This is a genomic window from Brakhagea baltica (assembly GCF_052161605.1).
Taxonomy (GTDB): domain Bacteria; phylum Planctomycetota; class Planctomycetia; order Pirellulales; family Pirellulaceae; genus JBKCUI01.
Genome location: NZ_CP197409.1, coordinates 5,678,681 through 5,704,724, shown reverse-complemented (window position 1 = coordinate 5,704,724; position 26,044 = coordinate 5,678,681). Strand labels below are relative to the sequence as shown.

The 26,044-nt window shown below is 51.6% G+C and carries 24 protein-coding genes; 10 read left to right on the top strand and 14 right to left on the bottom strand.

What is annotated here, in order from left to right; all coding sequences use genetic code 11:
- Positions 1–331: 331 nt before the first annotated feature.
- The 4 genes from SH449x_RS22125 to SH449x_RS22110 form a co-directional block, all read right to left on the bottom strand.
- Entirely contained in the window at positions 332–2,107 is a 1,776-nt protein-coding gene (locus SH449x_RS22125; protein WP_482378258.1) for a DUF885 family protein, read from the bottom strand.
- A gap of 9 nt (positions 2,108–2,116) precedes the next feature.
- Positions 2,117–2,941 (bottom strand): sugar phosphate isomerase/epimerase family protein, encoded by an 825-nt coding sequence (locus tag SH449x_RS22120; protein WP_482378257.1) that lies wholly within the window; start codon positions 2,939–2,941, stop codon positions 2,117–2,119.
- A gap of 176 nt (positions 2,942–3,117) precedes the next feature.
- Complete coding sequence (locus SH449x_RS22115) at positions 3,118–4,023, bottom strand: hypothetical protein (RefSeq protein ID WP_482378256.1); 906 nt, start codon at positions 4,021–4,023, stop codon at positions 3,118–3,120.
- Positions 4,020–4,706 carry a hypothetical protein gene (locus tag SH449x_RS22110; protein WP_482378255.1) on the bottom strand — a complete coding sequence of 229 codons (687 nt, stop codon included), beginning with the start codon at positions 4,704–4,706 and terminating at the stop codon, positions 4,020–4,022. The genes SH449x_RS22115 and SH449x_RS22110 overlap by 4 nt, the downstream gene beginning before the upstream one ends.
- A gap of 183 nt (positions 4,707–4,889) precedes the next feature.
- Between SH449x_RS22110 and SH449x_RS22105 the strand changes: the two genes are divergently transcribed.
- On the top strand, positions 4,890–5,285 hold the full coding sequence (locus SH449x_RS22105) for a hypothetical protein (RefSeq protein WP_482378254.1): 396 nt from the start codon (positions 4,890–4,892) through the stop codon (positions 5,283–5,285).
- A gap of 692 nt (positions 5,286–5,977) precedes the next feature.
- On the opposite strand, the gene SH449x_RS22100 is transcribed toward SH449x_RS22105, so the two are convergent.
- From SH449x_RS22100 to SH449x_RS22085, 4 genes are all read right to left on the bottom strand, one after another.
- Positions 5,978–7,366: a hypothetical protein gene (locus SH449x_RS22100; RefSeq protein WP_482378253.1), complete on the bottom strand. Its 1,389-nt coding sequence runs from the start codon at positions 7,364–7,366 to the stop codon at positions 5,978–5,980.
- A gap of 28 nt (positions 7,367–7,394) precedes the next feature.
- A complete protein-coding gene (locus tag SH449x_RS22095; RefSeq protein WP_482378252.1) occupies positions 7,395–7,871 on the bottom strand; it encodes an EVE domain-containing protein in 477 nt (158 codons plus the stop codon).
- A 241-nt stretch (positions 7,872–8,112) separates the two neighbouring features.
- On the bottom strand, positions 8,113–8,247 hold the full coding sequence (locus tag SH449x_RS22090) for a hypothetical protein (protein WP_482378251.1): 135 nt from the start codon (positions 8,245–8,247) through the stop codon (positions 8,113–8,115).
- 137 nt (positions 8,248–8,384) lie between these two features.
- Positions 8,385–9,224 carry a hypothetical protein gene (locus SH449x_RS22085; protein WP_482378250.1) on the bottom strand — a complete coding sequence of 280 codons (840 nt, stop codon included), beginning with the start codon at positions 9,222–9,224 and terminating at the stop codon, positions 8,385–8,387.
- A 397-nt stretch (positions 9,225–9,621) separates the two neighbouring features.
- Here SH449x_RS22085 and SH449x_RS22080 point away from each other — a divergent pair, with 397 nt between their 5' ends.
- From SH449x_RS22080 to sdhB, 3 genes are all read left to right on the top strand, one after another.
- On the top strand, positions 9,622–10,461 hold the full coding sequence (locus SH449x_RS22080; protein WP_482378249.1) for a succinate dehydrogenase cytochrome b558 subunit: 840 nt from the start codon (positions 9,622–9,624) through the stop codon (positions 10,459–10,461).
- A gap of 139 nt (positions 10,462–10,600) precedes the next feature.
- Positions 10,601–12,568 carry a succinate dehydrogenase flavoprotein subunit gene (gene sdhA, locus SH449x_RS22075; RefSeq protein ID WP_482378248.1) on the top strand — a complete coding sequence of 656 codons (1,968 nt, stop codon included), beginning with the start codon at positions 10,601–10,603 and terminating at the stop codon, positions 12,566–12,568.
- A gap of 65 nt (positions 12,569–12,633) precedes the next feature.
- Positions 12,634–13,491, top strand: coding sequence for a succinate dehydrogenase iron-sulfur subunit (gene sdhB, locus SH449x_RS22070; protein ID WP_482378247.1), 858 nt, complete (start codon positions 12,634–12,636; stop codon positions 13,489–13,491).
- Between the two features lie 284 nt (positions 13,492–13,775).
- Here the strand turns inward: sdhB and SH449x_RS22065 are convergent, their stop codons facing one another.
- Positions 13,776–14,642 (bottom strand): cobalamin B12-binding domain-containing protein, encoded by an 867-nt coding sequence (locus SH449x_RS22065; protein ID WP_482378246.1) that lies wholly within the window; start codon positions 14,640–14,642, stop codon positions 13,776–13,778.
- A gap of 363 nt (positions 14,643–15,005) precedes the next feature.
- On the opposite strand from SH449x_RS22065, the gene SH449x_RS22060 reads away from it, so the two are divergent.
- The 6 genes from SH449x_RS22060 to SH449x_RS22035 all read left to right on the top strand — a co-directional run bounded on the left by SH449x_RS22060 (position 15,006) and on the right by SH449x_RS22035 (position 21,906).
- Positions 15,006–15,854: a bacteriorhodopsin-like gene (locus SH449x_RS22060; RefSeq protein WP_482378245.1), complete on the top strand. Its 849-nt coding sequence runs from the start codon at positions 15,006–15,008 to the stop codon at positions 15,852–15,854.
- Between the two features lie 104 nt (positions 15,855–15,958).
- The gene (locus tag SH449x_RS22055) at positions 15,959–16,906 is read left to right on the top strand and encodes a Brp/Blh family beta-carotene 15,15'-dioxygenase (protein WP_482378244.1); all 948 of its coding nucleotides are present in this window, start codon (positions 15,959–15,961) and stop codon (positions 16,904–16,906) included.
- Positions 16,903–18,117: a lycopene beta-cyclase CrtY gene (gene crtY / locus SH449x_RS22050; protein WP_482378243.1), complete on the top strand. Its 1,215-nt coding sequence runs from the start codon at positions 16,903–16,905 to the stop codon at positions 18,115–18,117. The genes SH449x_RS22055 and crtY overlap by 4 nt, the downstream gene beginning before the upstream one ends.
- Positions 18,114–19,133, top strand: a complete 1,020-nt coding sequence (locus SH449x_RS22045; RefSeq protein WP_482378242.1) for a polyprenyl synthetase family protein — start codon at positions 18,114–18,116, stop codon at positions 19,131–19,133. The genes crtY and SH449x_RS22045 overlap by 4 nt, the downstream gene beginning before the upstream one ends.
- On the top strand, positions 19,130–20,728 hold the full coding sequence (locus tag SH449x_RS22040) for a phytoene desaturase (RefSeq protein WP_482378241.1): 1,599 nt from the start codon (positions 19,130–19,132) through the stop codon (positions 20,726–20,728). Before SH449x_RS22045 ends, SH449x_RS22040 begins: the two co-directional genes overlap by 4 nt.
- Positions 20,725–21,906 carry a phytoene/squalene synthase family protein gene (locus tag SH449x_RS22035; protein ID WP_482378240.1) on the top strand — a complete coding sequence of 394 codons (1,182 nt, stop codon included), beginning with the start codon at positions 20,725–20,727 and terminating at the stop codon, positions 21,904–21,906. Before SH449x_RS22040 ends, SH449x_RS22035 begins: the two co-directional genes overlap by 4 nt.
- A 68-nt stretch (positions 21,907–21,974) precedes the next feature.
- On the opposite strand, the gene msrA is transcribed toward SH449x_RS22035, so the two are convergent.
- The 5 genes from msrA to SH449x_RS22010 all read right to left on the bottom strand — a co-directional run bounded on the left by msrA (position 21,975) and on the right by SH449x_RS22010 (position 25,871).
- Complete coding sequence (msrA, locus tag SH449x_RS22030) at positions 21,975–22,637, bottom strand: peptide-methionine (S)-S-oxide reductase MsrA (protein ID WP_482378239.1); 663 nt, start codon at positions 22,635–22,637, stop codon at positions 21,975–21,977.
- A gap of 164 nt (positions 22,638–22,801) precedes the next feature.
- A complete protein-coding gene (locus tag SH449x_RS22025; RefSeq protein ID WP_482378238.1) occupies positions 22,802–23,803 on the bottom strand; it encodes an amidohydrolase family protein in 1,002 nt (333 codons plus the stop codon).
- Positions 23,727–24,251 carry a hypothetical protein gene (locus tag SH449x_RS22020; RefSeq protein WP_482378237.1) on the bottom strand — a complete coding sequence of 175 codons (525 nt, stop codon included), beginning with the start codon at positions 24,249–24,251 and terminating at the stop codon, positions 23,727–23,729. The genes SH449x_RS22025 and SH449x_RS22020 overlap by 77 nt, the downstream gene beginning before the upstream one ends.
- On the bottom strand, positions 24,248–25,540 hold the full coding sequence (gene hemL, locus SH449x_RS22015; RefSeq protein WP_482378236.1) for a glutamate-1-semialdehyde 2,1-aminomutase: 1,293 nt from the start codon (positions 25,538–25,540) through the stop codon (positions 24,248–24,250). Before hemL ends, SH449x_RS22020 begins: the two co-directional genes overlap by 4 nt.
- 4 nt (positions 25,541–25,544) lie before the next feature.
- Positions 25,545–25,871, bottom strand: coding sequence for a DUF6793 family protein (locus SH449x_RS22010; RefSeq protein ID WP_482378235.1), 327 nt, complete (start codon positions 25,869–25,871; stop codon positions 25,545–25,547).
- Positions 25,872–26,044: the final 173 nt, after the last annotated feature.

The following is a 26,044-nucleotide window of genomic DNA, read 5'->3' as shown; positions in this document are numbered from 1 at the left end:
GAAAGTCGGTCCAGAGAATCTCTAGGCACGCGGCGGGCCACCTACGCAACCTTAATGCTTGGTTACGGGCGAGCAGAAGCCATAAATTTCCAATATCCATGACCGCATTGCAGTTGCTTCCGATACCAATGTGAGGAATGTATCGAATATGCAGTCCGAAAGTTGCATCGTATGTCCAGCTAGAACAATTGCATAAACGAAGTGTAATTTCAAGGATTCGCGGGATGGAGCCAACCCGTGCTGCGCTTTTAAAGTCAATATTCGCGATATACTTGCGTTCCTTGCATGGTTGCCCTCTAAAGTGACAATAGGATGAGGCTACTTTTGCGGACTAAAACTTCCAGGTCGAAATCTGGTCTTTGCTCAGCGGCAGCCGCAGGAGCTTGGCGCGGAGGAGTTCAAAGGGCATGTAGTTCTCCTTGAGGATGGCATCGTGAAACTCTTTGTAGGTCATTTTGCCCGAATGGACTAGCTCGCGTTCCAACGATCTCAACTGAAGACCACCTAGCATATAAGCTGCTTGGTAAAGCGGCCCGTAGTTGCCCATGACGGAACGACGCACCTCGGCGGCTGCTGCGCTGGGCTCATGTCCTACGCGTTCAGTCAGATACTTGACACACTCCTCAGCACTCCATTTTCCCGATTGATAGTTCAGTGAAAAAATGATTCGCGCCGCGCGGTGGCGTCTCCAAAAGAGCATTCCCACTCGATCTTCTGGTGTCTTGCCAAAGTTCTTGTCCCACAGCACCATCTCCCAATACAACGCCCAACCCTCCATCCAGAAAGGTGAGTTAAACAGAGCTCGATACGGACGATAACGAGCGAGGGTGTAGTATTGCATGTGGTGTCCAGGAATCAGCTCGTGATGCACCGTAGCACGACAAAAATGAATATTGTTGCTGCGCAGACTCATGAGCTTTTCCTCATGGGTCATCGTGTTCGTAGGGTACGAAACGATGATATTGTTGCCACCTAGGAAGTACGGATTCACCCGCTGTGCTTCGGGGCTCATCATTTCGAGCCGCCATCCGTGCTTGGCCATGTTCGGTATGGTTAGCAGATCGTTCTCTTCGAGAAAATGAATCGCTTCCCAAGCCAGATCACGGATCATGTCCGGCTGATCGCCTGGATCGACGTATCTCGATTTAACGAGATTCAATGCCTTCCTCGCATCACCGTCGAACCCCAATTCATCGGCTGCCTTTTTGAATTCCGCTTCGCACCACTCTAATTCGCGCTCACCTATCTTGATCAGCTCTTCCACCGTGTAAGGCATCCAAGCATGAACGAGAGATTGCTGTAATGCCTCATCGCCGATTGGCAATCCAATGATCTTGTCTTTGTCATCTTCTCGGATGCCAGCTAACTTCTCTCGGACCGCTCGCCCATGATTCTTAACCGCTTCCATCGCTGCGGTGAACGGCTTGCCCGCCCACCACATGTACTTAGGGTCGTAGCCATCGTAAAAATTGTGAGTGTCCCGAGCGTAGCGAGAAAATTGATCGATCAGTTCAGCGGCTCGAATTGCGGTAATCGCTAACGTCGCACGAACTTGTTCGTCCGATTCGGATGATTTCGGGGCGTACAGTTCACCGCGAGCTGTTTCTGCCATCTTGGCAACTTGGTCTAGCAACTCTGCAGCTTCTTCCGCTTCGAGTTTGATTCCGTGTTCTTTCGCTGCAGAAAATCGTCCCAGCAAGTTTGCATAAGGGATGAGCTTTAATGCCTCCGTATCTCTGAGCTTGTTTCGATTTTGCCAATAGTCCAGGTGGTCGATCTCGCGAGAGAGCATCAACCAATCGATTTGGTCGTCATATTCGAGTGAATTGAAATCGAGCGAGTCCATTCTTTCACGCCAGCTGGATAGCAGATTCTCCGTGAACTCGTAGAGATACGGATCAGCCGGAAGCCGAAATCTACGGCGCATGGTATCCTGGTCTGCCGAGAACTGGGTAATCCATTCCGGCATGGTTCCCAAGCCTATCGAGGGTGGGGTCAGTTCTTTAGGTGCTTGGAATTCTTGAACAGGTTGCTGCGCCTGAGAGACAGCAGCGACCAAAAGTGCGCAGGTGAGAGCTTTGCTTAACAGGATTTTCGTTCTTAGCATAACGGCTTTCTAGTTTGGGATGACGGCTTTCATTTTGCGCAAACCTTCTGCGGCGACAACATTCGGATCTTGTTCCCAATACTTTCGATTGAACAATTCTAGCGACACGACTCCATCGAACCCTGTCGCAATGACTTGTCGCAATACTTCCGTAATGGGGGCGACGCCATCGCCGGGGTACACGCGATCTGCATCGTTGATCTCGTCTCTCGGGATATCAGGGTAATCGTTTAGATGAAAGACTGGGATCTTTTTTCCTGAAAGGAATTTGATGTCTTCAAACGTCGAGCCCCCTTTGTAAAGGTGGTAGATGTCGGGGAGGATGCACGCATTGGGATGTTGCGAAGCGGAAGCTATGTAAAGCACCTCGGGGAGTTTGGAAAGATTCTTTGAGAACCCCCACACCTCGAGCATTGGTGTGCAACCCAATTGAGCCCCCACCTCTAAAAGGTCCGCATATCTGCGTCCGGCTGCGTCGAGCGAGATGGAGGGTGAGTCCGAATTCGATGCTCCGGCGGGTGGTGCTGCGATGCGATGGCCACCCAAATCGACAACCATTTGCATTTCTCGCTTGGCCTGTTCGAGTCCTTTGCTTCGCGCTTCGTCATCGTCAACGATCCAGGCTGCAAATGCGATTGCACTCTCCAAAGCAAGTCCCGAGTCTGCGATGTGCTTTTTGAGGTCACTTCGCTTGCCACCCTCTTTCTCAAACTTGTCCACATCGCGTAGCCATATCTCGATTCCATCGTAACCAGCCTTTTTGGCGATTTCCACTTGCTCCCGAATCGGAATCTTGTCCCCTTGGATGGTGCTGGTGTTTAGACAAAATTTCATCTGCTTTGCCTCGCTGCTGGAAGAGGTGATTGTGGGACTAGGAGAGGTAATTGGGGGAGATGCAGCCGAGGCAGAACTCGTTATGGAAATGCCTGCTGCGACAGAGGCGGCGGCTATGGCTGAGTCGCACAGAAACTCGCGTCGCGAAGTTCCTTGGGAGGGTGGAAAGCGGGGAGTCATGAGTAGGCTAAAATTCTTTTGGATAAAAACAAAGGTAGCATAGCGAGCGACAAAAGTCCGGCCACAACCGTCAAAGCATACATCCAATCTGCAATGACGATTAGCATAGCCAGGACAAAAACAAGCATAGCCCAGAAACCGTACTGTCGCCACGAAGGCCTCGCTACGCAAATTAAAAACAGGATTTGCGAGATAACGATTAGGACTGTCATGCATTCTGCAAAGACTGGCATACCCCATGATGAGGGAAGAAGCCCTTGGCGATCCTCAATCAAACGGCGAACGGACTCCCCGGTCCACCAACCTTCATTGGAGAGCATGCTAAACAGGCTAAACCCAATCCAGAGCACAAAGTGGATCTGAATGAGCCTCATGCCCACCGTCGCAAAGTAAGCTTTATTGGATTTATACAAGCCGCTCGGCACGAGGATTGAGTAGAACAGAAAGGCTGATACCAGCGGTTCGCTGTAGGTGACTAGCAAGGGGGCGCGATTATGAAAAAACATGATGCTGAGGAATGCAACCAAAGCAGCGATCGGAGCCAATCGACCGATGGCTAAAGCAATCGATGCTATCGCACCCACGATGGCAACAGGAAAAACCCACTGTGGATTTTGATAAAACGGAGTGATCCGAAATTCGGCTCCCATATCAGGCAATCCTTCTCCCACAAGGAATAGCCCCGCCGTGCTGTCAAACCAGCCACGATCGGTAAACCATTTGTTTCCGATTAATGCATAGCTTAAGAACAAGAAAAACGATACCAAGCCAACGATGAATCTTGTGGTTCGAATTTGCGGTGTCGGGAGTGGGGCAAACCAAAACTCCCCCCAGACAGAATCCACAGAACTCAACCAGCCGGCAACTGTGGGTTTGGGTTTGTTTAGCTCGGTCGCTCTCATTCGACTCCCTCCGCACGCGTCGCATCGTCTACGATGGACGCCGTAACAAGGCTCTGCACCGTTCGTTGCGGTTCTAGGAGAGGTAAAAACGTGATCGCTCCGTCGATCAGCACTTTTTTGGCTTCATAGGTGACGAAGTAATCTGCGGTTCCGTATTCTCGCTGTTCGATAACGATCGAAGAAAAGGTTCTACTTTGCGATTTCTCTGCGAACCGAACAGCCGAAGCGAGCAGTAACGAGAGGCCATCATCGTTCGCGTTCAACGCCATGCTGTTCATAAGCCCAAGCAATTGACGCTCTCGCAATCGATCGGCGTTGGGCGAGTTGGTGCTGAGTGCGACAAACGTTTCTCCCTCAGGGGTTTTCAGGACAAGCCTCGCACAACCTTCATCTGGATCGATACGATTCCATTCGACTGGAAACATCTCCAGGTTCCAGTTGAGTCCAATCAGGTAGGGTTTCAGTCGCGTGATCAATCGATCTTTTGACGACGACTTTAACCAGTTTCCTGAATAGGCGATTGCAAGGACTGAAAAGTGGATGATGGCTAGAGCATACACGAGAGCACGAACCAAGCCACTTGGTTGGGAGTAGTGGCTAGCTCCCTGCCCCGGGGAACTTACACTCTGGGAGCTGACAGGCTGGGAGCTGGGAGGCTGTTGGGCACGGGAATTCTTTTGCATGGATCAGCTTTGCCAAGGCTTGGAAGGCTTGCGAGTAGCACAATAAAAAAACCGGAGTGTTTCCACCCCGGTTCATTCTAATTCAAACTCAGATTTTCCAAAGACTAGGTCGTTGGAGCATCGCTAGCCGAAGGAGCAGCTGGTGCTGCTGGAGGTGCTGCTTCGCTGGTGCTTACGGAACCCATGTCAACGGTGGTTCCGCAGGTGCTGCAACCGGAGGTAACAACAGTTGTTCCGCATCCGCAAGCAGGAGCTGGAGCTTCGCAGCATGCTGGTGCTGGCTCGCAGCAAGATGCACGACGAGCGCGGAGCTTAGCGAAAAGACCAACTCGGCCACCGCAGGTTGGTGCTGGCTCACAGCAAGCTGGAGCTGCATCGCAGCAAACAGGAGCTGGAGCTGGCTCGCAGCAAACTGGAGCTGGCTCGCAGCAAGCAGCCTTGCGTGCCTTGAGCTTAGCCAAAAGACCTACTCGACCGCCACATGCTGGAGCTGGCTCGCAGCAGGTCGGAGCTGGAGCACAAACTGGTGCTGGTGCACAAACTGGTGCTGGCTCGCAGCAGGAAGCCTTTGATGCTTGAAGCTTTGCCAAGAGGCCAACGCGGCCACCGCAAGAAGCCGAAGCGAACGAGCTGGACAAGGCAACCGCTGCCAATGCCAAAGAAGCCAAACGAACTTTAACCATTCTCAATTCCTCCCAAGGGATTCTGAAACTGTGTCCACGCAAACGCCACGATGCACATCCTGAAATTTCTATGGACCACTCGCGCCAGAAACCGCTCCGGCGCTCCTTGCGGACTAAATTGCCAGGGTTAACCATCTGGCAAAATATTCCGATCAGGGGCTTTGCGTAAATTACGTAAGATGGAAAGTTAGCACACCGAAAACAGGTGTCAACCTGTACCCGCAACTTAGCTAGTATATTTGCCTCGCTGCGATCCCAGCCGAAGATTGACAGTTAGTAGACAGCATCCCGCTGACTTCCGGGTGGCGAAAGCCCCCGCCCTCTACCGTAAAGCGTTATTCTGCATGAACTTGCATCTAAAGAATCTTTATCCGACACGGCGCTGTATCGAGTGAAAACCGGGCTGTGCGATTAGAAAGAATTGTTGCTGTTCCTCGTTATTCGATCGTCTACTATCAGTCTCGCAACTAGTGAAACAGCATCGTGCCGGTCTTCAGGCAAAGGGACTTCTCGGGAAATGTTGTTCACAACCTATATCGCACACCATAACGCCGGCCCCCCTCTACAGTTCCTCCTGTGATCGTGGCTTCAGGGCAGCTTTATCTCGCCACCTGTGAAAGGGAGCCTCTCCTTTCCCACAGTGGCAGGAGCTCGGAATACGAGTCGATACCCCTGGATCTGATCGGGGAGCTCGAACAAGTAAGAAAAGCCTTGCTTACCGTTACCCAGCGGGTCAGACGACCAGCCAACGTTTTCGATCTGGGCTCCATCCGGCGCGTACAAGAGCGCCTCCTGCATGGTCGCCAGTGAGTCCCAAGCTGTATCGCTCCCATCGCGAGAACCAACCGCGACCGATAGCGAGATTTCCCGAACGCTTCGGTTTTTTCGAATTGAGTCCACTGTTACGGTCATCATTCCCGTTTCTAAACTTTTGCCTTGTGCGGTCTCAAGGTCAGAAAAAGCAACAGCAGCTAACCGGCCTGGGTACGTGATATCAAGCTCACCACTCCAGGTCATCACCGAATCGGCGCGGTTGCTCGGCATGCGAAACTCCAGTTCCACCACTGCTTGATTTCCTCCAGAAGGGATTATGGAAATCGGCTCACGTTCCACGCATTCCAAACGCTCGCCGTTTTCACATAGGAAGGCGAGAGACTCAGGTGCAAGCTGAATCTCTGAGGGGCTCAACCGCGGCTCCCAGGAAATCAGCAAACTGATAGTCAAGCTGCTTCGTGATGGCAGCACGAGTTCGCTGTTTTTGGTAACTCGTATCGGTTCGAGCCGAAATGCTCCGGAGTAAACAGCCGAACTGATTCGCAACGGTGATTCTGGCCTGCTCTCGATTACCTCTATCTTCATACCGTCGTAGTGAGGGATTGTCAGACCTAACTGATCCAGTATTTCATCGAGGCTCTTCCAGAAGGGAGTTTCTTTGAATTCAACCGAAATCGTTTGCTGTAAGTGTTCGGAATCACCGGTGTCGATAAGGTTTCCCGTTTGGCTTGCAAGTTTCTGTAAAGCATCGAGGCCCTTAAATGCCCCAACGAGGTTTACGACCGATGGCTTTTGAGTGAGTAGCGTTTCTTGCTCATCCATTTTCGCACGAATCCGTTCCAGACGCATCGATAGCTCGGGGGACTGATCGTCGGAAATCGCGGGGAAGAATGGTAGGTAGCTAGGGCCGAGCGCTATCATCTTGGCTTCGGCTTGGTCTCTTTCGGCGAGTCGATTGGAATCCAGCTCTTTAGCTAGTTGCTCTAAAAGCTTGGAGGCCTCCGCTGGCTCGTCAATTTGCCAAGCGGGAGGTGACGCCCACGCTTCCGTTACAGAAACCAGCAGCACCAGGGCGAAAGCCACGGTAACAAGTTTGAGTGCAAAAACTCTAGAAACAGTCGCGGCAGAGGAGTTCGAAACGGTGCTCCCGAGATGTGCGATGCTATAATGGCCGATGAGTTGCGACATGATGAGTTGCGACATGATGTATCCTCCACCGTTGAAGTAAGAGCTAACTTGTAGCCACCGCCCTTCCTAGCTTCACGATAGCAGAGAATTGGGCCTTGGTGACCGGCTGGACGCTCAATCTCGAACCTTTTTGAAGGAGAACCATCCTCTCCAAGGCGGGTACAGTTCTTAGCTCAGACAAGGAAACCGGGCGAGCCAGCTTCGATTCGAATTGAACATCTACCATAAACCAACGGGGTGATTCGGGTGTGCTCTTAGGATCGAAGTGTGGATCGTTCTCGTCCCAGGCGGTCCAGTCAGGGTAGGCCGCTTTAGCAACAGTAGCAGTCCCGACGACCGAAGGGGGCTGCGCATTGCTATGATAAATCAGTATGCGGTCTCCAACCTCCATGTCGTCTCGCATAAAGTTTCGGGCTTGGTAGTTCCGAACACCATCCCAATGCGTGGTGCGATTAGGGGCCTGTGATAAATCGTCGATCGAAAACACATCGGGCTCAGTCTTGAGTAGCCAATACTTCATGCATAGCTCCGTCTAGGGCAGGTTATCAGTACAGTTCGCGTAATCATTCCGTTCGCGTGACTACGATCTCCTGGATTCTAGCAGGCTGGCTACGAATTGGGGATCCAGCAATAGGAGTCGTTTCCCATGCGGCGCTTCGGATTTATTTCATTCAACAAAAAACCCTCGGGAAGTTTATCTCACGAGGGTTTCAGAAGGTCGAACTGCATTGCTGCAAAACTAGTTGTTCGCCAGAGCAGCCTTACATCAATCGGCTGTTGACCACTTGAGCACGAGGTCCGGTATCCCACCAGCGTCGTGCTTCGAGTGCCATCAGGATCGATGCGAGAAACATGAAGATCGCAGACAGGATCAGCATGACGTGGTAGATAGACATGGGATGCTTTTGAGTGGACATATTGATGAAAATCGTCGGTGTTTTCGGATAAGAAGATTGATGCTGACGTGGCGGTCTTTACATACGGAAGGCGGTCTTTACATACGGAAGGTAGTGGCCTGTTTACGAAACCATCTTTAATCAAGCAGCTTTGAGGCTACCTTGTCACCCTGTTGAATATACCCTTTTCGGTGCGTGTTCATGACGCGTCCAATCGACTTGTCGTTGTCAGTGCGTTCAATCTGTACCCGAGCGATGTATTTCGCGCCGCGATAAACCTCCAAAGTGTGGCCTGTTCGAACTCCATCATCGCGTCCTAGTGAGATTTCCAATTGGTTTCCGCTTACGGCGAGGACTTGCCCTTGGAGATCAGCCGGCGGGAAATCTTCGGCATCTTGGATACCGGCTAGACGCAAAGTGTTTAGCCGAGTTTCAGCGAGAGCACGCTGGATGGTTTCGCTTTCTTGGAGCTGATCACGCATTTCCTTCAAGTCGGCCATCTTGCTGTTGAGTTCGTTAAGTTCGTCGGTCAGTTCGATCACCTTCTTGCGAACAACGTTACGATCCGTGATGACTTTGTCGTTCTCGGCGCGAAGCGTGTCGTTGTTGATCATGGTTGCCTTGAGACGATCCAAAGTCTCGGCCAGCTTTTGGGTCATGGTGGTGTTGACCGAATTCATTTGGCTGAGCTTGGTATTGGCTTGTTGTAGCTCTTCGGTCTGGTCCCCCAATTGTTGCTGGAGAGCTGCCAGTGCCGCGGTTCGAGCGATCTGTTCTTGAAGAAGTGCAGTCTGCAATTTTTCTTGGGCCAGTTTGGCTTCGTTCACCGTTCTGGTGAGCTGGTCGTTTTTGGATCGGAGGTCCGACAACTTTTCCGTGTAGTCCATGTGGGAACTGTTCGCAAAGATCGCTGCGAAGAAGAACCCAATGCTCGCGATAAAAATGAGACCTACGAAAATTCGACCGAGAAAATTCATCGTGTCACCGAAACAGAGGAATGCGACGAGGGGCAAAGTAGCCTGGAAAACGGGATTCCGCACCCATTTTCGTACAAAGTTTCAGACGCTAAGGTTCGAGTATAGTTAGGTCAATTCTCGACTGTCAACGAAAAGCTTTCTGTTTCCTGCGATTGTCCCAGGATCCCCCGGACCAGCCCACCCTCCGGACAAAACCCCAGGGCAATGGCTCGCGGCAGATAGCCAGTCTGCTAAACTGGAGTAGTTGGTGCGATTTTGACGGTTCGGGGAAAAAGACCAGCGGTTTTGACTTCGTGACCTAGTTAAAACTGTCAGAATCTTTACAGTAGATCAGCCAGTAATTCGGTGGCTAAGGCATTGGCCCAGCCGAGGTATGCTCCCAAAATAATCAAAAAACATGACTGCCAGCAGTTCGACCCCCTCCGTTTCATCATCTTTTTTTCTCCGGCACGAGTTTCTAATCAGACGATTGCACTCGCTGAGCGGCTTGGTGCCTGTCGGTGCCTATATGTGCGTTCACTTGATCGTGAACGCTAGTTTGATTGCTGGGCCGGCTACATTTCAGAACAACGTATTCAATATCCATGCCCTGCCGATGCTTCCACTCATCGAGTGGACGTTTATCTTTGCCCCGATCATTTTTCATGCTGCGGTTGGGGTGTGGATCGCCCGCACGGGCAAGAACAACACGCAAAATTACCGATTAACCAGCAATTATCGCTATTATCTACAGCGAATCAGCGGCTACATCGCTATCCTGTTCATCTTCACCCATGTGTTTCATCTGCACGGTTGGTTCCACTGGGATTGGTGGCTGAGCATGATTGCCGAACCGCTCGGTATGGCGCAATTTCGACCGTATAACGCAGCAAGCTCTCTGGCTCTGGCTATGAATTCGCTGAGCATTGTTTGGCCGATATTCTACCTTGCGGGTGTTCTCGTCAGCACATTCCACCTCGCTAATGGGGTCTGGACGGCAGGAATCACTTGGGGGCTCTGGTTAACGCCCAAGTCGCAGCACCGAGCCTCGATCGCATGTACCATCTTCGGCGTTTTCATCGGACTGGCTGGCATCACTTCGGTCGTGGCAGTTCTGAAAACTGACCCCGTGCAAGCCAAGCAAATCGAAGACGAAATGTATGATGTACGTGTCAAAGGCCACATGACCACACCTAACGATCACAAGCGTACGGACGGTCACAAGACCATCACCCCCGAACCAATCGGCATGAAGTAGGACGATCTCTGAGGTGCTGGCGGGTAATGCCTGCCACCGCTTGGTCCGTCCCCCCCAACGGCTCTCCGTTAATTGCGGGAGAGAGAACCGGTTTCCTTAATAGTTCATCAAGTGTAACTACAAATAAAGATCACGAATTATGGCAGACAGAATCGTTGTAGTAGGTGGTGGTTTAGCGGGCCTCGCAGCCGCCATGAAATTAGCAGAACTCGGTATTTCCGTGGATCTGCTCAGCCTGACTCCTGTAAAGCGATCTCACAGCGTTTGTGCTCAAGGTGGGATCAACAGCGTCAACGACCTTACTCGTCAGCAGGGTGATGACGAGTGGAAGCACTTCGACGACACGATCTACGGCGGTGACTTTCTGCAAAACCAGCCGCCAGTTAAGGAGATGGCCTATTGGGCTCCCAAGGTCATCGACCTCATGGACCGTCTCGGTGTGCCTTTCAACCGAACTCCGGAAGGCTTCATTGATCGACGCCGGTTCGGCGGCACCCTCTTCAAAAGGACCGCCTTCGCCGGTGCGACGACCGGACAGCAACTCCTGTATGCTTTGGACGAGCAAGTTCGCCGCTACGAGAGTGAGGGGCTTATCAAGAAGTATGAATTCTGGGACTTCCTCGGGCCTATTTTAGACGATTCTGGACGCTGTGTTGGCGTGACTGCCCAAGACATGGTTTCTATGGAAATCAGGGCCTTTCCTGCTGGAGCAGTTGTTGTCGCAACAGGCGGAAACGGATTGGTGTTCGGACGATCAACGATGTCGGTATTCTGCACCGGGAGTGCGGCGAGCCGTTGCTTCCAAGCAGGTGCGAAACTTGGAAATCCTGAGTTTATCCAGGTCCACCCGACCGCGATTCCAGGGGCAGACAAGCTGCGATTGATGAGTGAGTCGGCCCGGGGTGAAGGTGGACGAGTTTGGGTGCCCCGCAAGCCTGGCGATTCGCGTTATCCCAAAGATATCCCGCAAAACGAGCGATATTATTTCCTCGAAGAGCGGTTCCCCAAGTACGGCAATCTTGTGCCTCGCGACATCGCGACGCGAGAAATCTTCAACATTTGCGTCAACGAGGGACTGTCGGTCGACCCGACCAGGATGTGCGTTTACCTCGATTTGACTCACATCCCACGAGCGGAATTAGACCGGAAGCTCGGTGGCATCCTAGAAATCTACGAGAAATTCCAAGGCGTCGACCCGCGCGATGAGCCGATGAAGATTTTCCCCGCGGTTCACTACAGCATGGGGGGACTTTGGGTCGACTACGAAGCAAATGCTGACGGCGGATTGCTCGCTGGATCCCCCAAGAACCAGGTTACCAACGTTCCTGGTCTCTATGCGATCGGAGAGTGCGACTACCAGTACCATGGTGCGAACCGGCTTGGTGCGAACTCGCTTTTGAGCTGCATTTTCAGCGGGTTGTTCGTCGCTCCTGGGTTGGCCAATTGGATGAAGAGCTCCAAGTCTCCTTCGTCTTTGGCTCCAAGCGTTTTCGAGAAAGCCGTCGCGGCACAAAAGGACCGGCACCAGCAGCTGCTATCGAACAACTCCGGGACAGAGAACCCGTACCTCATCCATCAAGAGTTAGGCGATACGATGACTCGTGCCGCTACGGTGGTCCGGGAGAATTCGCAGATCGATCAAGCTTACGCGAAAGTTCTCGAATTGCAGGCCCGATCTAAGAACTGCTCACTGAGCGATACCGGAAGCTGGACAAACCAGAACGTGATTTTCACGAAGTCCGTACAAGACATGTTCCCGATTGCTCTCAGTATCCTCAAGGGTGCTCGAATGCGAGACGAGTGTCGCGGTGCTCACTACAAGCCAGCGTTTTCACCTCCAAGTTTGAAGTCGACGGACGAAGCTTCGCGTCAGGTCGAGGCAGAACAATGGTGTGATTCTTTCGAAAAGAACAACGATAAGTTCCTCAAGACAACTGTTTGCACCTGGGGTGACCAGGAGCCGATACACAATTTTGAAGAGATCGATATGCGACTCATGTCTCCGCGTCCACGTCTGTACGGATTGGTGGGTGCAGAAGCTATTGAACAAGTTTGGAAGGAACGAAGCAACAGTGAAGCTGGCTCACTCACAGCCGCTGCAACTTAGCCCTTTTGTTTTCGGCCTCCAATATTACTCACTAAAAATACTAATTAATCGATAAGTTACTTACCATGATCGCTCCAGGAACTGATGCTCCTCAACGCAAGCCTTCCAAAGTCAACGTGCGCGTACTGCGACAAGATGGTCCGGGAATGCCACCCTATTGGGAGAGACACCAAGTAGAATACGAGCCGGATATGAACGTTATCAGCGTCCTACAAAAGGTCGCTGCACAGTCCACCACAGCCGAAGGCAAGAAGGTTTGTCCTGTGGCGTGGGATTGTGGTTGCTTGGAAGAGGTCTGTGGCTCTTGCACGATGGTCATAAACGGACGTGTTCGACAGAGTTGTAGTGCTCTAGTGGATCGTCTGCTTGAAGACAATCCGCAGGAGATCGAGCTGCGACCAATGACCAAGTTCCCGGTTGTGAGGGATCTACTCATCGATCGTTCCCGATTGTTCAACAATCTCAAGCGAGTCAAGGCATGGGTACCTGTAGACGGTTCGTACGATATGGGAGCAGGCCCGAGAATTGCTCGAGCCGACCAAGAGCAAAACTATCCGCTTAGCCAGTGCATGAGCTGCGGTTGTTGCCTGGAAGCGTGCCCACAGTTCACCAAGATCGAGTTGCAGAAGCAGGCCGGTGAAACGGACGAAGCGTTCCAAGCTAGGAAAGAAGCTGCCTACAACGAGGGATTCCTCGGGGCTCACGCCATTTCCCAAGCCATCTTGTTTAATGCGCACCCAGTTGGCAAGAGCATTGCGAACGAACGCATGGAAGCCTTGGTGGGCGCTGGTGGTATCCAAGCTTGCGGAAATGCTCAAAATTGCGTCGCGGTGTGCCCCAAGGAGATTCCGCTCACGACATCGATCGCGAGAGCAGGGCGAGCGGCCACGATTTACTCGTTCAAGAAGTTCTTTGACCGTTAGAATATCAGATCAGCGTGTCCGGATTGGCAAAGCACTTAGTTCTCTGGCAGTGTTAATTGAACCACCGACAGTTCCAAGTTACTTGCACGTGTGTACGAACTTTCCTTCACCCTCCCGAAAAATTCGGGAGGACCAGAGTGGAGGGACGACCACCAGGGGAGGGTGCTTTAGAATCGCTGACAAGTCGGAGCCTTTATCCGATGCTGTGCCTTTCCCCCTCTCCGAGCTACGCTCGACCCTCCCTCGAGGGAGAATGAATGATTGAGAACCTAGGAGTAAACACTTTAGGGCATCGCAAGTGCCAGTTGGCGTAATTGCGACATGGAATTGCAGTAAATCCAACGACTCTTGTTATTCATCTCCACAACCGACGTGTGCAAATCCATTGCATGACGTCCCCCGATAACCATGGTCGCGGCATGGTGGTTTGCAACCTCGGCAAGCTTGATCGCTTCGCTGATTTGACTCTTGCTGCGAATCGGTTCTGCAACGCTCAGCCATACTAGTTTTGGCCGCTCATCGATGACTGCATCTGCAAGAACATCGAGAGGTGTATTCGGACCCAAGTTGATATCGTTAAAACCGATCTCATGGAGCATCAGCGACACGATCAACGTCGGCATCAGATACATATCGCCGCTCATAGCGGCACCAATAGCCTTGGGAGCATCCTCGTCTGGGTCGGGAATTGACAGGCGTAGCTGATTTAAAGCTCGGCAGCATAAAATGGTGGCGCGATGCTCAACAAAAATCGCCCTTTTGTCATGAGGCCATCTGTCACCGATCTGTTTCATGGCCGAGAAAATCGGCCCATCACAAATCTCGGCAATATTCATGCCGGAAGCATATAGCGACTGCAACAAACCGATCACAGCGGTCGCATGACCTGCCTCCAAAACCTCTAACATCTTTGAGTTAGTAGAGACAGGATCCAACTCCTGGGGAGCAATCTCCAAGCCTAGCAACTCGGGGTGATACACCTTGGCGCGCGTTTCACGAATGTAGCGGACCGCCTCTGAGATCGGAATCCTACGATGTCCACCCCGTGTGCGGTGGATTTCCAGATCCCCAGCGTCAGCCATTCTACGAACAGAAGAATCGCTGACTCCTAATGCCTTCGCAAACTCGGATGTTGAGAGAGATCTTACCACTATTAAATTCCGCTTAAGTCGTCCCAAACGGCCGGAACCATGCCGTCGACCGGGTCCAAGTTTTAGAAGGTAATCGTTTTGGCTGAAAGCCCTAGTTCCGATGCAGGTGCGCCACCTTCTCAAAGCACCTCCTCAATAGCCTGCCATCCATCCTTTGAGTAAAGCAGCAAAAACTATCAATTCTTTCAATTTATTCCCAATAATCACCCTAAGGGGTTAAAAACCTCCTTGACAAGGGTTTACAGTGGAATGCCTGACAGTTTTGGTAGTTTTGAGACAGCTCTGTCTCGCGCTGTTGGGGCCGTCGCTAATCTGTGACATAACGACGGCAGGGTATCACAATCCAATCTGGAGAGGGTAGAAATGTTTGAGTCTTTTTCGATTTTGGCGATGGGCATGCCCGACCTAACGGTGCTTCAGTACACCATCGTGGACAACATCTTTTCGATGACGGTCGCTACCATGGGCGCGGCAGCGCTGTTCTTTTTCCTGTCGCGCTCGAGTGTGGATGAAGCTTATCGTCCCGCACTAATGGTCAGTGGTATCGTGGTCAGTATCGCGTGTTACCACTATTTTATGATCCGCCATTCGTGGCAGGACGCGTATACTCTGGCGGATGGAGGGTACAAGGGCACGGGGGCGGCGTTTAACGATTTTTATCGCTACGCCGACTGGATTCTGACGGTGCCACTGTTGATGGTGGAACTGATTGCCGTGATGCGTTTGGAGGCTGGCAAGGCGAGATCGCTGTTAACACGATTGGTAATTGCTGCCGCCCTCATGATCGCACTGGGCTATCCAGGCGAAGTGATTTCCAGTCCAGAAGGGTGGACCACTCGGGTCATCTGGGGCGCATTGTCTTCGGTTCCCTTCTTCTACATCCTCTATGTGCTTTGGACCGAACTGACAAAATCGCTCGATACCCAGCCCGTTGCAGCTCGTAAGTTGATCGAACTTGCTCGGCTCGTATTGTTGCTGACTTGGGCTGTCTACCCAATCGCTTATGCTTTGGGAGGAACCATGACAGCTCTAGAAGCGAAGGCTGGCGGCGCCGTGGATGCAGGAGGCATCGTTGGGCTACAAGTTGGATACGCAATTGCAGACATGACAGCAAAGGCAGGATTTGGATTGCTGATTTACTTCATTGCTCGCGCTAAGAGCCAGGGAGTGGCTACCAGCAGCAACGCCGAGCCGGTACCTGCACTCGCGTAGGACGTGAGCTTTGAGTGGACCATCAGCCTTGCATTACGATCTAAACAAGGCTGATGGGGCGACGGACGGGCGAGGTTTTCTCTTCTCGATTAGTGAGCATCCCTATGCATACTCAGCTTTACCTTGGAACAAGTCTGGCGATTTGCATCGGTATGCTTATGTTCGGTGAACCAAGCGATTATCTGATCCTATTATTTACTTCTCTAAGTGTTGCCCTGCTGGGCGTGCCCCATGGCGGGCTCGACCACTGGGTTGGCAAGAGGTTGCTGTACAGCAAGCTGGGCTCCCTATGGTGGCTCGTTTTTTTCCCAATGTATCTGATCATTGGTGCCATCTTTACCGCAGGTTGGTACCGTTTCCCAGTGATCACAGTAGTCACCTTCTTTGTTCTGTCGGCTTGGCATTTTGGACGTGAAGATGAACGAGCGAGTGAATCTGGCCACAGCAAGCTCAGCTTGAGAGGTTTTCCAAAGCTTTTCAATGTTGTATCCGCGATATCGCTAGGTGGAATTGTAATTTGGGTCCCTGTGCTCGCTAGGAGTCATGAGTTCGCCCAATTATTGACCTACATTGTTCCTGCGCAAAACAGGCAAGGTATCGGACAGATCGTCTTTGTGACACAGATACTGGCGGTTGCACTTTTGCCGATTGCTGCCGTGAGCTTCAGCTACCGGGCAAAGAATTCGGCAAGTTCATTGCGATCTTGGATTCCAATCGCGACGACGATAACCGCGATAATCGCTCCGATTCTTGTAACCTTCACATTGTTTTTCTGTGGCTGGCATTCGTTGCAGGGATTGAGTCGCCTGCGCAGTAGCGAATCGCTCACCCATCGGCAATTCCTGCGACACGTGGCTCCACTTTCTCTCGCTGCAATCGGTGGGATCGGTCTGTTTGGTTGGTGGTACTACGGAGCCACTATCGGTAATGACACAGCACTCTTGCAGATGACATTTATTGGGCTGTCGGCCATAGCCATACCTCATTTAGTTGTGCACGAGATTGATTCTTTTATCAACAATTCCACCGCTACTCAGGAGCAGTTTGTATGACTTTAGAAGTAGATGAATTGGATTACATATTAGTTGGTGGTGGTTTGCAGAGCGGGCTAATGGCTTTGGCTATCGGACACCATCAACCTGGCGCGAGGGTTGCAATCCTGGAGCGTGGTTCCGTGCTCGGTGGTAATCATACTTGGTCATTTCATAGCACTGATGTATCGGAGGAAAGCAGTCCCTGGATTCAGCCTTTGGTGGAATCACGCTGGCCCGAATACGATGTTTTCGTTGGGAAATATCAGCGTAGAGTGCGATTGGAGTATTACACGGTTTCCTCAAGCCATTTTGCCTCCGTTCTTGGGCAGCAGGCGTCGAACAGTCGGTTAAGGATTTTCACTGGTGCGCAAGCAATCGATGTCTCTTCCAATGAGGTGAGATTGAGCAATGGGCAACAGCTACGGGCGAACGTAGTCATCGACAATCGTGGGCCGCAGGGGACGGACATCGCCGAACACAAGGGTGGCTTTCAGAAGTTTTGGGGATTCGAGGTCGAGCTAGATCACGATTGGTTTTTACCTCACCCGCGAATCATGGACGATAGCATTGAGCAGACAGATGGATTTCGATTCTTGTACACGCTTCCCTTTGAGCCCCGAAGAGTGTTGGTGGAAGATACTCGATTCTCGAATTCTACCCACATAGACCGCGGCGAATGTTTGCAGCAAGTAACCCGTTACCTATCGAAACATGGCTACCGCGACTGGCGAGTTCTTCGGGAAGAATCCGGTGTGCTCCCCATGCCTACAGATGGAAAGATGCCGGGATATAGTCTGCCAACTTTAGCAGGTGGATACAGAGGAGGCTGGTTTCATGCCGCAACTGGTTATTCCATGCCAATGGCAATTCAATTGGCAAGTTTAGTTGCAACGACTCCGCCATCCGAATTGCAAACTGCATGGAAGACTTTGCAAACTGCGCATCATGGCAGAGCAAAGTTTGCGAGATTCCTCAATCGTTTGCTATTCGATCTGGTAAAACCACAAACTCGTTACCAAATCTTTCGGCGATTCTATAGCGTTTTAGGTGAGTCTAGGATTGCCAGGTTTTACGGACATCGATTCACGTGCTTTGATGCATTTCGTATCGTAGTCGGTATCCCACCACGCGGCCTGCGGCCCATCCAATTCTTTCGCAGTTATCTGACATCGAACCCCCAGATTTCGGTCAACACCAACACTCCTATCACAAATGAGGCAGCCACATGAATCCGATCGCGAATCATTTGATAGATCAGGCTCTTCTCCAACATGTCGAGGAGTCCAAGTACAGAGAAGGAAAACGGATCCGCGGGAAGCTTGTTCAGATTTGTTTCGGATTGGCAGGAGGCGATGGCCGATTTTCTGAAACACTTGCTCAAGCTATTGAGTGCCTTCACGCTGGCTCGTTGATTATCGATGATATCCAAGACGATTCGAGATATCGCCGCGGCGCACCAACCCTGCACAACAAGATCGGGGTACCTTTAGCGATCAACACTGGAAATTGGATGTATTTTAAGGCTCTAGAGTTGCTAGATTCGACTTCTTTACCCATGCACCAACAAACACAGTTGATTAGTGCAATGGTAAAAACCGGTCGTCGTTGCCACGAGGGCCAAGCTATAGATCTTTATGCTCGACTTGATCGAATTCCCGTATCCGAGTGGAGGGATACCGCAGAAGCGATCAGTACGCTCAAAACGGGAGCACTTGTAGAACTCGCGATTCATATGGGGTGTGTTGCTGCCGGTGCCTGCACCGTTCTAACAACAGCACTGACGACTTTTGGAAATCAAATTGGCATTGCTTTGCAGATGCGGAACGATCTGGATGAGTTGGTGCATTTTGCGAATACATCCCTAGATGACCGAGACGCCCCTTTACGCGATGACGATCTGCGGAACCTGCGTATCACATGGCCTTGGGTTTGGGCCGCTGAGAAAACGAGCGATTCCCTGTGCAGCTTTTACGTTCAACAGGTAGATCGATCCGATTTGGATCGATTGAGGGTAGCCAAGAGCCTCGTGGAAGTAGTTCTAGAGTACGGAAACAATACGATATCGAGCCTTATCAATGAACAGTTGCGACTGCTCGGAGAACATGTTGTTGATCAAGAACGTTTGAATGAGCTTCGAGATTGTTTAAGTCCGATTGCTAAATCGCATTTTCAATATGCGGGATCGGTCGAGTCGACGGCTCCGTACCCTAGCAAACTCGTTTCCGGTTTAGGAGCAACGTCATGATTATGAAAACCTTGGAAACCGCATTGGCTAAAGAACCTGCCTCCACATCGGATTCTGGCTACATCAGGAATGATGGAGCAAAGCGTGCTCGTGGGAGAGCGGCTGTGATTGGGAGTGGTTTTGGTGGGTTAGCAGCGGCTATTCGTTTACAAGCCATGGGATTCGAAACGGTTTGCTACGAGGCCCGAGACAAGGCAGGGGGTAGGGCTTACGTATATCAAGATGCTGGCTACACGTTTGATGCAGGCCCCACGGTGATTACGGCTCCTCATTGTTTAGAGGAACTATTTGCCTTAGGTAACGAGCAAATGTCGGATCATGTCGATCTTATTCCCGTAGATCCGATGTATCGGTTGCAATGGCCTGATGGTAGTCGATTCGATTACAGCAGCGATGAAACGAAACTAGTCCAACAAATCCAGAATTTGTCACCTAACGATGTTGAGGGCTACCACCGTTTCGCCAACTACACGCGAAAAGTATTTGAGAAAGGTTATATGGAGCTCGGTGCAACTCCCTTTCTAAATTTTCGAGACATGCTGCGATGCGCACCAGACCTGATGAAGCTGCGAGCGGATCGCAGCGTCTATTCGGCGGTTTCGCGGTTTGTTAAAGATGACCGACTTAGGCAAGCGTTCAGCTTCCACCCGCTTTTGGTAGGGGGTAACCCTATGGAGACGAGCTCGATTTATACATTGATTCATTGGATTGAAAGAAAGTGGGGAGTCTTTTTTCCGAGGGGAGGCACGGGAGCCTTGGTGGAATCGCTTGTCGGTCTGTTTCAACGGTTAGGAGGTGAGTTGCGATTGAACTCCGGTGTTGATCGGATTGAAGTCCTCGGAAATGATCCCCCTGTACACCGAATCACCGATCAACATGGGGACATCGAAACCTATGATCTAGTCGTTTCCAATGCAGACATTCACCACACCTATGCACATTTGTATCGAGATCACCGAGGTGGACGGACTATGCAGCGTCGACTGGAACGGATGGATTGGTCTATGTCTCTGTTTGTCATGTATTTTGGCACGAACCGACGATATGAAGAATTAGCTCACCACACCATCCTTTTCGGGGACCGCTACCGAGCGTTGTTACGAGATATTTTTCACGGGAACAGTCTGCCGGATGATTTTAGTCTTTATTTGCATGCGCCAACTGTATCCGACCCGAGTCTCTCCCCCCCCGGAGGCGAGGCGTTCTACGTGCTGAGTCCTGTACCCCATTTGGGTCGCGCAAATCTCGATTGGGATAAGATGGCAAAGCAATACGGTGACGCGATACTGGAATCCCTAGAACATCACTTGCCCGGTCTTCGAAGCTCAATCGTAACCCGCCGTCATTTCACACCGAATGATTTTCAGACGCAATTGAATGCTTACAACGGCTCAGCCTTTTCGGTAGCTCCAAAGTTAACGCAGAGCGCGTATTTCCGACCTCATAACAAATCGGAACGGATTCCCGGTCTCTACATCGTGGGTGGAGGAACTCATCCGGGGGCTGGAGTTCCTGGGGTTGTCAACACGGCAAAGGCAACGGCGGGAATCATCGCTCAAGACTTTGCCCGAGTTCTCCAAGGGCAGTCATCATGAACACTAGTCTCACAGACAAACTATCCAAGCCGGTTGACAAGATACAGCAAGCAAATGAAGTCATTCAGCGACATAGTCGCTCGTTTTCGATCGCATCACGATTGCTCCCCGCTTCGGTGCGAGATTCTGTTTGTCGCCTTTATGCATGGTGCCGAGCTGCCGACGATTGCGTCGATTCCGCGACCTGTAAAGAGCAAGCGGAATGCGAACTCCGCCAGCTCGAATCTGATTTAGAAAAGCTGAGTTCCGGTCGTAACCAGCTAGAGCATCCTGCTTCTCATTGGATAGAACCCCTCGTCGCGAACGGCTCCTTGGATATCCAGTACGCCAGAGAGTTGTTGGTCGGCATGCGTATGGATATTCAAGGGTTCCAGGTAACGAGTGACGCCAGATTATGGCAATACTCTTATCATGTTGCAGGAACTGTGGGATTGATGCTATCCCGGTTGATGGGTGTCCAGGCTTTGGCAGCGAAGCGGCATGCTATCGCCCTTGGTGTTGCCATGCAGATGACAAACATTGCGAGAGACGTGCGAGAAGACGCTTTACGAGGCCGGTGCTATCTACCAGGGATTGAGAGTCCGCTAGATACACCTCGAGAAGTTTTGCTCAATGAGATCCTTAGTCTAATCGAGGAATCAGAGCGTCAATATCGAGTGGCCGAATCGGGTCTACACTACTTGCCCTGGCGATGTCGATTCGCCGTGCGGATGGCCATGTCTTTGTATCGAGAGATTGGCAGGGAAATCCGACGACGAGGTGACGAGGTGCTTGAAGCGAGAATCGTTATCAGCCGCTCCCGAGTTCTAGGCGTGTTTTTCAAAACCTGCTTGTTATTCCACGTTGACCAAGCCGTTCAAACTTTACAACAACTACCTATACTATTCCGAGGAAAAATGATGACCAATACTCCATCCAAGAAACGCGTGACCAAACAAGCTGCCCTAGTCGAGGGAAGCACTGTTCAGCAAGCGAAGCACGCCGTTTATCTCGGTATTTCGTTAACTCTGATCATGGCTGCGGCTTTGTTTGTATTGGTCTACATCAACCCTAAGGAAGCGGTCTATTCTTATCTTCCTTTAGTTTATAGTGGAGCGTCTTTGGTTGGTGCCTTCATTTTTCACCGCATGGCCGTTAGTTGCGAACTAGCAACTGGTGACACGCCAGACCAACGATAAAGAGAGTCGCTCTCTCAAACTCCTCTACGAACACTAACGCCACAAGATCCAAAAGCTCGTGGCTACGGCTAGTCGTTTTTCGTCTCTGATCTCTTCGGCAAGACCCAGTTTTTGCGAGGATAGTGGCACGTGTAGCCACCAGGGTTGCGAACTAAGTAGTTCTGGTGTTCTGGTTCGGCCTCCCAAAAATCTCCCTCAGGCTCGACTTCTGTTACAACCTTACCGGGCCAAAGTCCAGACGCGTTAACATCCTCAATGGTGTCCAAGGCAATGCGTTTTTGCTCTTCGTCAACGTAGTAAATAGCAGATCGGTACGAGGTGCCGCGGTCGTTCCCTTGGCGATTTCTGGTTGTAGGGTCGTGAATCTGGAAAAAGAATTCCAGCATCTTCCGGAAATCCGTTTTCGTCGGATCGTATATCACCTCAATGGCTTCGGCATGAGTGCCGTGGTTTCTATAGGTAGCGTTTTTTACGTCGCCGCCCGTGTAGCCGACTCGAGTAGAGATCACCCCAGGCTGCTTGCGAAACAGATCCTCCATACCCCAGAAACAACCACCTGCCAGAATCGCCTTTTCCGTTTTCACGTTTGGATCCACTTTCTTCGAGTTTTTTGAGTCTTGAGCCGTTTGAGTGGGAGGAATAGCGACCGCAGCAGCAAGGGCTATTATGCTCATTGCCAGTATAGGTGCGCCGGCAAGAATCGCTTTCCAAGGGATCGTTTTTGCAAGCATTTGGGAACTCCAGAGAAATGGAAGGGAAGGAGATTTGCAAATTTACCCAGAGCAACGCCCGAGTTCTTCTATTGTGCGTTCCAGAAGCCGCAGGGAAAGGGGAACTCTTCGCATTTTCCACAGAACCTGACCGACTAACTAGTCAATCTGAGCCGACCGCGCCATTAGCCCAGGTCGTAAAACGCTACCGAGTTGTCATGAAAAAGCTTTCTTTGGAAGGCTGTTGATCGGTCCTTCACGATCGATTTTAGCCCCAGAACCCACTCCTCGAAGGTGGCCCGAAGCAGGCAAACCGGCCAATCTCCAGCGAACATGATCCGGTCTTCGCCGAACGCGTCGATGGTTTCGAGCACAACCGGTTCGAGATCGCTCGGTGTCCAGCCCTCTGGAGCCGACGCGACAATCCCGGAAATCTTGCAAACCACATTGTCAAACTTTGCGATCTCGCGAATTCCTTTCTGCCAAAGCTCAAAGTCCGACTTGTTTTCAGGTCGAATGGGACCGTTGCCGCAGTGGTCCAAAACAAAACGAGTCTTGGGACATTTTTCAACTAACCGTGCCCCATCGAGCAATTCACTCGGTCGCATGCAGAGGTCATAGCATTTGCCAATCGAACCGAGGTGCTGAATACTTTGTACAAACTGTGGCTCGAGACAGTATCCTCGCGGAGTGCCACCGTGCAGCACTTGCCGTACCCCCTTGATCCACCTCACATCCTCAAACCGCTGCATATATTTGGGAAACGACTTGTCGCCAGGTCGGCCCGAGATGACCGCACCCACAGTCGGGTTGTCGTCTTGTTTGCACAATTCGATGACGTAGTCCGCTTCTGCGTTATGTTGTTCCGGCGTGACATCGACCTCCATGTAGACTGCCTTTACAACACTGCTGGATTTCGTTGCCTCTATGTAGTCACTCATGAGATAATCTCGCGCCAGAACCGAGCTGGAATCCTTGGGTATCCAAGGCAACGTAAAACGCTTGAGATCCCACAAATGCTGGTGGGTATCGACTATCGGTATAGATGACGAATCATCTGCTTCCAGCATGAGACCCGCGTTCGCTAGAACGCCACCATTTGCGAAGCCGTTAGCTTTTGTGCGAGGTAGCAATCCCGACAGCAGAACCGCCGCCGTAGTCTGAGTTAGAAACGACCGCCTTTTCATGATCAATCCTCCGCCAAATCTTCAATACCAGGACCATCGACAAGAGACCGACCGTCCATTGTACCGCAACCGCGATGAGGTAGAGGCGATGGGTCTGATAGAAATTATCGCGATCCGCATCGGCAGCCAATTGCTGCACCATTTCTCCATGTAGCCAGTACAGGCCAACTTGCAAGGCCAGTAAAAGTGCTGTGCAAAGCAGTAAGGCTGGAAATGCCAATGATTTACGCCATGTCCGAGACCTAAATAAGCACCAACCGAACGCCGCTATCATCACCACACCTAAGGCGTTTAGGTAACGCGTGACCTGCTGCGTGACCATCCCTTGTAGTTCAGAGCTATCCAGAACATCTGTTCCCACAGGAACGACGACTGCCGAGTAAAACGTGAGTCCGCCCCACCAAAGGGCTACGATTCCAAATAGGACAGCTCTTTCGAACAGATTCATGCACTGGTGTGTTCAAAAAAACGATTGGCCGCTGCAATGGTCGTCTCGATATCTTCTTCGGTATGGCAGTCGCTCACGAAGAGTGCCTCAAATTGACTGCAAGGCATGTACACACCGTCATTGATAAGGGACCAAAAGTAGTCGGCGAAAAGCTTGCGGTCTGATTTGTCCGCGCTAGGCCAATCCACCACCGGATTCTGGTTGAAGAATAGAGTCAACATGCTTCCCACTCGTTGCATCTGTGCTGCGATGCCGTGGGATTGAGCCGCCTGCAGCAATCCGTCACCGAGTCGTTTGCAAGTGGTCTCTAGCCGTTGGTAAGGGGGATCCTTTCGGAGTAGTTCAAGCGTTTTGGTGCCTGCGGCCGTAGCCAGCGGATTACCGGCAAGGGTTCCCGCTTGATAAACCTTGCCTGCGGGCATAACGTGGTCCATGATGTCCGCTCGTCCGCCATAAGCAGCCAGTGGCATGCCGCCACCGACGATCTTGCCGAGCGTGGTCAAGTCCGGCTTGATTCCGAATCGCTCTTGGGCGCCACCGAGAGCCACACGGAAACCGGTCATGACCTCATCGAAAATTAGCACCGCTCCATGCTGGGTCGACAGCGTGCGCAAGGCATTTAGGAACTCAGGCGTCGGAATGACGGTTCCCATATTCCCGACGACCGGCTCCAAAATAACGGCGGCGATTGCAGTTGGGAACTCTTCAAAAGCGTGCTTTAGAGAGGAGCAGTCGTTGTAGTTGAGGACGATGGTATCTTGCGACGTGCCTTTTGTGACCCCTGGCGAATCAGGAACTCCCAACGTTGCCGCCGCCGAGCCGGCCGACACCAAAAGTGAGTCGACGTGACCGTGGTAGCAACCCGAAAACTTGATCACTTTCTCCCGTCCCGTCGCTCCTCGTGCGACGCGAATCGCACTCATCACGGCTTCGGTTCCGCTGCTAACCAGCCGAACCCGCTCCATGCTCGGCATGATTTGCTGGATTAAGGCTGCGAGCCCCGACTCTCGCTCGGTCGGAGCACCGAAAGATGTGCCACGCGAGGCCGCTTGCTGAATGGCGTCAAGCACCTCGGGATGTGCGTGTCCGAGGATCATGGGCCCCCATGAGCCAATGTAGTCGATATAGCGGTTCCCATCGATGTCGAACAGATACTGTCTGCTCGCCCGATCCATGAAGATCGGTTCTCCCCCCACCGCTCCAAAGGCTCTGGCAGGTGAGTTGACCCCTCCTGGAATCAATTTCTTCGCAGTCGCAAACGCCTGAATGCTCTTGTCCCGAACGATCATGTGTTTACCATCCCATAACCATGTTGGATTCTATGATACGCCGGGCCTTTTCGAGATCTGCCCCAGTCTCGGACATGTAGAGTCTGATGGCATGCAGTTTGTCGCCGGACGATTTGGCTAGGCAGTCCCTTGCGATCCCGCAGATATTGACTGGACTACCCATGGTTCCGAGTGCAGATTTGGAAATAACCCAGGAATTCCGTGGCCTCTTTGTCAATCGGAGAATAGCGTCGGTTGGATAAGCATCGATCAGTGCTTCCCTAGCGGCAGCTTCGTCGTCAGCCCAGGTAATAAAAATGTGGGCGTTGGTTTCGATTTCGTAGAGCGGCATAGTTTTATGGTTCGGATCGGGTAACTATTCCAGACTGCAGGATTCTGGCATAGTAACTGAAGGAAGGACGTTTTCGAACCTCTTTTTCAAAAACGCCCTCCTCTATTTTCCCGGCAAACGGGCAAAACTGTAACAAACCACCCAATTGGCCTTCGGACTCGTTACCAAACTCG

Bases quoted from the DNA above. Each gene is read 5' to 3' on its own strand.
- SH449x_RS22125 (WP_482378258.1), bottom strand. From the start codon at position 2,107: ATGCTAAGAACGAAAATCCTGTTAAGCAAAGCTCTCACCTGCGCACTT.
- SH449x_RS22120 (WP_482378257.1), bottom strand. From the start codon at position 2,941: ATGAAATTTTGTCTAAACACCAGCACCATCCAAGGGGACAAGATTCCG.
- SH449x_RS22115 (WP_482378256.1), bottom strand. From the start codon at position 4,023: ATGAGAGCGACCGAGCTAAACAAACCCAAACCCACAGTTGCCGGCTGG.
- SH449x_RS22110 (WP_482378255.1), bottom strand. From the start codon at position 4,706: ATGCAAAAGAATTCCCGTGCCCAACAGCCTCCCAGCTCCCAGCCTGTC.
- SH449x_RS22105 (WP_482378254.1), top strand. From the start codon at position 4,890: ATGTCAACGGTGGTTCCGCAGGTGCTGCAACCGGAGGTAACAACAGTT.
- SH449x_RS22100 (WP_482378253.1), bottom strand. From the start codon at position 7,366: ATGTCGCAACTCATCATGTCGCAACTCATCGGCCATTATAGCATCGCA.
- SH449x_RS22095 (WP_482378252.1), bottom strand. From the start codon at position 7,871: ATGAAGTATTGGCTACTCAAGACTGAGCCCGATGTGTTTTCGATCGAC.
- SH449x_RS22090 (WP_482378251.1), bottom strand. From the start codon at position 8,247: ATGTCTATCTACCACGTCATGCTGATCCTGTCTGCGATCTTCATGTTT.
- SH449x_RS22085 (WP_482378250.1), bottom strand. From the start codon at position 9,224: ATGAATTTTCTCGGTCGAATTTTCGTAGGTCTCATTTTTATCGCGAGC.
- SH449x_RS22080 (WP_482378249.1), top strand. From the start codon at position 9,622: ATGACTGCCAGCAGTTCGACCCCCTCCGTTTCATCATCTTTTTTTCTC.
- sdhA (WP_482378248.1), top strand. From the start codon at position 10,601: ATGGCAGACAGAATCGTTGTAGTAGGTGGTGGTTTAGCGGGCCTCGCA.
- sdhB (WP_482378247.1), top strand. From the start codon at position 12,634: ATGATCGCTCCAGGAACTGATGCTCCTCAACGCAAGCCTTCCAAAGTC.
- SH449x_RS22060 (WP_482378245.1), top strand. From the start codon at position 15,006: ATGTTTGAGTCTTTTTCGATTTTGGCGATGGGCATGCCCGACCTAACG.
- SH449x_RS22055 (WP_482378244.1), top strand. From the start codon at position 15,959: ATGCATACTCAGCTTTACCTTGGAACAAGTCTGGCGATTTGCATCGGT.
- crtY (WP_482378243.1), top strand. From the start codon at position 16,903: ATGACTTTAGAAGTAGATGAATTGGATTACATATTAGTTGGTGGTGGT.
- SH449x_RS22045 (WP_482378242.1), top strand. From the start codon at position 18,114: ATGAATCCGATCGCGAATCATTTGATAGATCAGGCTCTTCTCCAACAT.
- SH449x_RS22040 (WP_482378241.1), top strand. From the start codon at position 19,130: ATGATTATGAAAACCTTGGAAACCGCATTGGCTAAAGAACCTGCCTCC.
- SH449x_RS22035 (WP_482378240.1), top strand. From the start codon at position 20,725: ATGAACACTAGTCTCACAGACAAACTATCCAAGCCGGTTGACAAGATA.
- msrA (WP_482378239.1), bottom strand. From the start codon at position 22,637: ATGCTTGCAAAAACGATCCCTTGGAAAGCGATTCTTGCCGGCGCACCT.
- SH449x_RS22025 (WP_482378238.1), bottom strand. From the start codon at position 23,803: ATGAAAAGGCGGTCGTTTCTAACTCAGACTACGGCGGCGGTTCTGCTG.
- SH449x_RS22020 (WP_482378237.1), bottom strand. From the start codon at position 24,251: ATGAATCTGTTCGAAAGAGCTGTCCTATTTGGAATCGTAGCCCTTTGG.
- hemL (WP_482378236.1), bottom strand. From the start codon at position 25,540: ATGATCGTTCGGGACAAGAGCATTCAGGCGTTTGCGACTGCGAAGAAA.
- SH449x_RS22010 (WP_482378235.1), bottom strand. From the start codon at position 25,871: ATGCCGCTCTACGAAATCGAAACCAACGCCCACATTTTTATTACCTGG.